Source organism: Spongiibacter sp. (assembly GCF_041602295.1).
Taxonomy (GTDB): domain Bacteria; phylum Pseudomonadota; class Gammaproteobacteria; order Pseudomonadales; family Spongiibacteraceae; genus Spongiibacter.
In genome coordinates, this window is record NZ_JBFIGO010000132.1 from 1 (window position 1) to 6,297 (window position 6,297).

General features: G+C 59.1%; 3 protein-coding genes. All 3 read right to left on the reverse strand.

Annotated features, from left to right (window positions below; translation table 11 throughout):
• Positions 1 to 790: 790 nt before the first annotated feature.
• On the reverse strand, positions 791 to 2,035 hold the full coding sequence (locus ABYM29_RS14285) for a ribonucleotide-diphosphate reductase subunit beta (RefSeq protein WP_372865458.1): 1,245 nt from the start codon (positions 2,033 to 2,035) through the stop codon (positions 791 to 793).
• Between the two features lie 82 nt (positions 2,036 to 2,117).
• A complete protein-coding gene (locus tag ABYM29_RS14290) occupies positions 2,118 to 5,006 on the reverse strand; it encodes a ribonucleoside-diphosphate reductase subunit alpha (protein ID WP_372865459.1) in 2,889 nt (962 codons plus the stop codon).
• A 395-nt stretch (positions 5,007 to 5,401) separates the two neighbouring features.
• Positions 5,402 to 6,297, reverse strand: an 896-nt coding sequence (locus tag ABYM29_RS14295; RefSeq protein ID WP_372865460.1) for an ABC transporter ATP-binding protein, incomplete at its 5' end; no start/stop codon positions are given.

The following is a 6,297-nucleotide window of genomic DNA, read 5'->3' on the forward strand; positions in this document are numbered from 1 at the left end:
CCTCATAATAATTATTATCGGGCGGTCATCTATCGCTCTTGTTTTTCGCCCGGTGAGCGCCTGCCCCACTGTAGGGGAAGGATTGTTTTTAAAATAAATGGCCTAGTTTTTCATTAACAGGGCCGGTGATTCTACACTCAAGGCTGTTAAGCAGTCCGTGCCTTTCTATCGAGGGGGTGGTAGGAAAATTGCGGGAATTGCACGCCGTTCCTTCGGTAGTGGGGCAGTACTTCCTTAACTGCGTAGGGCGCTTACGATCAGTTCGCAAAGCCACTGGCTCTTATTTTTTCTACTCAGCTTACCGCGCTGGTTGAGGTTAAAGTTCTCCCTCAATAATGCTGAGCATAGCGTGTGCTGAGTTGCGCGAATTTAAGTTCATTTTACGCAAATTTTGTTATGGCTGAAGGCTGCCAGTGCAGCCCCGCCAAACGAATGCCTCAGGTACAAGCCGAAATCAAAATAGCAATTGCTACGATGATCGAGGCTACATTTACAGACAATCGCATTTTGGAAGTGATGATTGTGAACATGATTAGTGCTCTCATTACTCCCGAGCCGACTCAGGAAGTTAAAAACCTGAGTTTTAACGTGGTTGGCCGCCACGCCCGAAGATAGAGGAGGCCTCCTTTAGCTTCGGGATTGCCGCCTGAGGTACTAACTCAGTTGGCAGGGCGTAGTACCTTACCTCTGGTTGTTCTACAGAATTACTCTGTAGAGTCCTTGGTAAGCACCCCTCACTGCATGCAGGGTGTCCGGTCATCCGGGGCTGTCTGCGGTGTTTTTTAGTTCTCTACCAGCTCAACGCCCCACCAGTCTGATACTCAATCACTCGCGTTTCGAAGAAGTTCTTCTCCTTACGCAGGTCCATGATTTCGCTCATCCACGGGAAGGGGTTCTGGGCGTTGGGGAACTGCTCTTTCAGGCCCAGCTGCGACAGGCGGCGGTTGGCGATGAATTGCAGGTACTCTTCCATCATGGCTGAGTTCATGCCGAGCACGCCGCGGGGCATAGAGTCTTTGGCGTATTCAATTTCCAGCTGCATGCCTTCCACAATCATCTGGGTGACTTCGGCCTGGAATTGCTCGCTCCACAGGTGTGGGTTTTCCAGTTTGATCTGGTTGATCATGTCGATGCCGAAGTTCAGGTGCATGGACTCGTCGCGCAGGATGTACTGGAACTGCTCGGCAACGCCGGTCATTTTGTTGCGGCGGCCCATGGACAGGATCTGGGTGAAGCCGCAGTAGAAGAAGATGCCTTCGGTGACGGCGTAGAAGCCAATCAGGTTGCGCAGCAGTTCCTGGTCGGTTTCGGGGGTGCCGGTTTTGAAGTTGGGGTCGCCCAGCGCGCGGGTGTGCTGCAGGCTCCAGGCGGCCTTTTTGGCGATGGACGGCAGCTCGCGGTACATATTGAAGACTTCGCCTTCGTCCATGCCCAGTGACTCTACGCAGTACTGGTAGGCGTGGGTGTGGATGGCTTCTTCAAAGGCCTGGCGCAGCAGGTACTGGCGGCACTCGGGGTTGGTGATGTGGCGGTAAACGGCCAGCACCAGATTGTTGGCGACCAGCGAGTCGGCGGTGGAGAAGTAGCCCAGTGAGCGCATAACAATGCGGCGCTCGTCGTCGGTCAGGCCTTCTGGGTTTTTCCAGCAGGCGATGTCGGCGGTCATGTTTACTTCTTGCGGCATCCAGTGGTTGGCGCAGCCGTCGAGGTATTTCTGCCAGGCCCAGTCGTATTTGAAGGGCACCAGTTGGTTGAGGTCGACATGGCAGTTGATGATGCGCTTGTCTTCCACGCGCAGGCGCGCAGCGCCCATTTCCAGCTCTTCCAGGCCGGCGGCCACGTCGAGGCTGTCCAGCGAGGCGTTGGCTTTGTCCCGTAGCGCCTGGGCGGTGGGCGCGGCGGCAGCGGGCGCGGTTTGGCTGGCTACTGCCGGTGCCGGTTTGGCTTCGGGGGCGGCGGCCGCTTCGGGTTGGGCTGCGGCTTTGGGTTTGGCGACGTCTTGTTCGTCTTTGTCGAAATCGTCCCAGCTAAGCATTGGTGATTCACCTCGGTCTTTTATTTGTGCATGGCGCAATGGTTATGCGGTGTGGGGCGCTGTGCGCCCCTTTGTGGGCCTATTACTGGCAGGCTTCGCAGTCGGGGTCGTCCAGCGAGCAGGCCTGCGGTACTGGCGCGGGGGCCGGTGCCGCTTGCGGCGCGGCAGAGGCCGCCGCTGCGCCCGACGATACCTTGTTCATAGAACCCTGGCTGACGGTGGACTTCTCGGTGGAGCTGGCCGCCAGTGCGCGCAGGTAGTAGGTGGTTTTAAGACCACGGAACCACGCCATGCGGTAGGTGATGTCCAGCTTTTTACCGGAGGCGCCGGCAATGTACAGGTTGAGTGACTGGGCTTGGTCCAGCCATTTCTGGCGGCGGCTGGCCGAGTCGACCAACCAGCGCGGCTCAACTTCGAAGGCGGTGGCGTACATGGCCTTGAGGTCGTCGGGGATGCGGTCGATTTTCTGCACCGAGCCCTCGTAGTACTTCAGGTCGTTAACCATAACCGCGTCCCACAGGCCGCGGGCTTTGAGGTCTTTAACCAGGTAGGGGTTGACCACGGTGAACTCGCCGGACAGGTTCGATTTGACGTACAGGTTCTGGTAGGTCGGCTCGATCGACTGCGATACGCCGGTGATGTTGGCGATGGTCGCCGTCGGCGCAATGGCCATCACATTGGAGTTGCGCATGCCCTGCTGTTTAACGGTGTCGCGCAGGCTGTCCCAGTCCAGGGTTTGGCTTTGGTCGACGTCGATGTAGTCGCTGCCGCGCTCGTCGATCAGGGTTTTCACCGAGTCGATGGGCAGAATGCCGCGGCTCCACAGCGAGCCCTCGTAGCTCTGGTAGCTGCCGCGCTCTACCGCCAGGTCGCTGGAGGCTTTAATGGCGTAGTAGCTGATGGCTTCCATCGAGCGGTCGGCAAATTCCACCGCCGCGTCTGAGGAGTAGGCGATGTGCTGCTTGTACAGCGCGTCTTGGAAGCCCATCAGGCCCAGACCCACCGGGCGGTGCTTGAGGTTGGAGTTCTCCGCCTGGGGCACGCTGTAGTAGTTAATGTCGATAACGTTATCGAGCATGCGTACAGCGGTTTTGATGGTTTTTTCCAGCTTGGCCTGGTTCAGCTCGCCGGCGACGATGTGCTGGGCGAGGTTGACCGAGCCGAGGTTGCACACCGCGATCTCGTCTTTGCTGGTGTTCAGCGTGATCTCAGTACACAGGTTGGAGGAGTGCACCACACCGACGTGCTGCTGCGGGCTGCGCAGGTTGCAGGGGTCTTTGAAGGTGATCCACGGGTGGCCGGTTTCGAACAGCATGGACAGAATTTTGCGCCACAGGTCGGCGGCTTTCACGCGCTTGTACAGCTTCAGTTCGCCGTTGCGGGTCATTTCCTCGTACTGTTCAAAGCGCTCTTCAAAGGCCTTGCCGTACAGGTCGTGCAGGTCGGGCACATTGTTGGGCGAGAACAGCGTCCACTCGCCGTCTTCAAACACGCGCTTCATGAACAGGTCGGGGATCCAGTTGGCGGTGTTCATGTCGTGGGTGCGGCGGCGGTCGTCGCCGGTGTTTTTGCGCAGCTCGAGGAATTCCTCGATGTCCATGTGCCAGGTTTCCAGATAGGCGCACACCGCGCCCTTGCGCTTGCCGCCCTGGTTAACCGCTACGGCGGTGTCGTTAACCACCTTCAGGAAGGGCACTACGCCCTGTGATTTGCCGTTGGTGCCTTTAATGTAGGCGCCCAAACCGCGCACGGGGGTCCAGTCGTTGCCCAGACCGCCGGCAAACTTGGACAGCATGGCGTTGTCTTGAATGGCGCCGTAAATACCGTGCAGATCGTCGGGCACGGTGGTCAGGTAGCAGCTGGACAGCTGCGGGCGCAGGGTGCCGGCATTGAACAGGGTGGGCGTCGAGCTCATGTAGTCAAAGGAGCTGAGCAGGTCGTAGAACTCGATGGCGCGCGCAGTGGGGTTGTCTTCGCGAACGGCCAGACCCATGGCGACACGCATAAAGAAGATCTGCGGCAGTTCGATGCGCACTTCATTGCTGTGAATAAAGTAGCGGTCGTAGAGGGTCTGCAGGCCGAGGTAGTGGAACTGGTGGTCGCGCTCGGGCTTGATGGCAGCGCCGAGGGCGGCGAGGTCGTAGCTGCGCAGTTCGGGGGCGATCAGCTCCAGCTCGATGCCTTTTTGAATGTAGACCGGCAGGGCCTGGGGGTAGTAAACGGCCATGTCGTGCTGGGTGGCACTGTCGGCCACACCGAGAAAACCCAGCGCTTCGGCGCGCAGCTTGTCCAGCAGCAGGCGGGCGGTGACCAGGCTGTAATTGTGTTCTTTTTCCACCATGGCGCGGGCGGCGATCACCAGCGAGGTGTTGATCTCGTTTTCAGACACGCCGTCGAACAGGCTTTTCAGGGCTTCGTCGAGCACGGCTTCGGCGGAGACGTCTTCCAGTCCTTCGCAGGCCTCGTTAACGATGAATTCAAGGCGACCCAGGTCCAGCGGTGCTTCGCTGCCGTCGGCGCGTTTAACGCGGATGCTGGGGTGGGTTTTTTCACCCAGTTCGGCGCTGTGCTGGGCGCGGTCTTCGGCGCGGGCGGCGCGATACAGCACATAGGCGCGGGCGATTTTGTGTTCGCCGCTGCGCATCAGTGCCAGTTCAACCTGGTCTTGAATTTCTTCAATGTGAATGGTGCCGCCGCTGGGCATGCGGCGCTTGAAGGTGGCCGACACCTGATCGGTAAGCTTGGCCACGGTTTCGTGAATGCGGGTCGAGGCCGCGGCATTGCCACCTTCAATGGCCAAAAAAGCCTTGGTGATGGCCACGCTGATTTTGTCGTCGGTGTAGCCGACCACTGAACCGTTGCGCTTGATAACGCGGATTTGGCCGGGCGCCGTGGCGCTGACGCCGTCCTGCTGGGGGGCGGCAGGCGGAATAGTGGTGCTGTTGGAACTACTTTCTTGTGGGGTCTGCATGGTGTGTCGGGCCCTTACTATGCTGGTCGCGTATTGTTGGTGGTAATGCCGCAGAAAAACGAATGTCTGCGGTTCGCTGTACGGCGTTGTTGTGCCCTAAAAGGGACGATTTTTTTTGTCTACAGCTTGATCTCAGGCGCCGGTCAATGCTAGGTGACGGCCGGCGTTGCTACCCATATATGGGGTTTTTTGAAAATCTGGATACAAGATAATGCGGTTTTCGGGGATGTGCAAGCACCAGATCTTGTGGGTGAGCTGTGGATAAATTGTGGGTAAGCGGGGGGTAAAAAATGCTCTGCGCGCAAGTGCCCGCCAGCTGGGCCTTAGCGCCCAATGACCCATGTTGACGGTGACCTGAAGGCGCTCTAGACGGAATCTTTATAAGAAATTTTTTTTTATACGGCACTGCCATAGTGGCGGGGTTTGCCGCTGAAGCTGGCGTTTTCCTGAGCAAAGGCGATGAGGTGTTCCAGCTCGGTGCTGATCTGCACGCTGTCGCCAATATGGAAGTCGCGGTGGCTGGGCAGCAGGGCTTCTACCACGCTGCCGGTGGGCAGGCGCAGGGTGTAGGTGGTGGCGCTGCCGGAGAACACCTTGCGCTCGACGGTGGCGCTCAGGCCGCCGAAGTCGCTGAGCACAATGTCGTCGGGGCGCAGTAGCACGTCTACCGGAGTGCCGCTGGGCCAGGGGTAGGCGCGGTTGCCGATAAGCGCGCCGAGCTCGGTATTTACGGTGTTGGACTCGGCGCCGACCATGCCGGGCAGGAAGCAGCCCTCGCCGATAAAGTCGGCGACGGTGCGGTTGGCCGGTTCGTGGTAGAGGTTGAAGGGGGTGTCCCACTGCTGCAGCTGGCCGTTGTACAGCAGGCCGACCTGGTCGCTGAAGGCGAAGGCTTCGTGCTGGTCGTGGGTGACCAGTATGGCGCTGATGCCCAACTCCTTGAGGATTTCGCGCACCTCCAGGCTGAGCTTTTTGCGCAGCTCGGCGTCGAGGTTAGAGAAGGGTTCGTCCATCAGCAATAGCTGCGGATTGGGAGCCAGGGCGCGGGCCAGAGCGATGCGCTGCTGTTGGCCGCCCGACAGTTCATGGGGGTAGCGCTGCTCGACGCCGTCGAGGCGAACCAGTGACAGCAGGCGGCGCACGCGCTGGTTTTGCTCGCTGCGCGGCAGTGCTTTTAGGCCAAAGCGAATATTGTCGTAGACGCTGAGGTGGGGGAACAGCGCGTAGTCTTGAAAGACCATGCCGATGTGGCGCTGCTCGGGGGGCAGTTGCTGGCCGGGTTGGCTGAGGC

Excerpts from the sequence above, each read along its gene's own strand:
- ABYM29_RS14290 (WP_372865459.1), bottom strand. The coding sequence starts at position 5,006 with ATGCAGACCCCACAAGAAAGTAGTTCCAACAGCACCACTATTCCGCCT.
- ABYM29_RS14285 (WP_372865458.1), bottom strand. The coding sequence starts at position 2,035 with ATGCTTAGCTGGGACGATTTCGACAAAGACGAACAAGACGTCGCCAAA.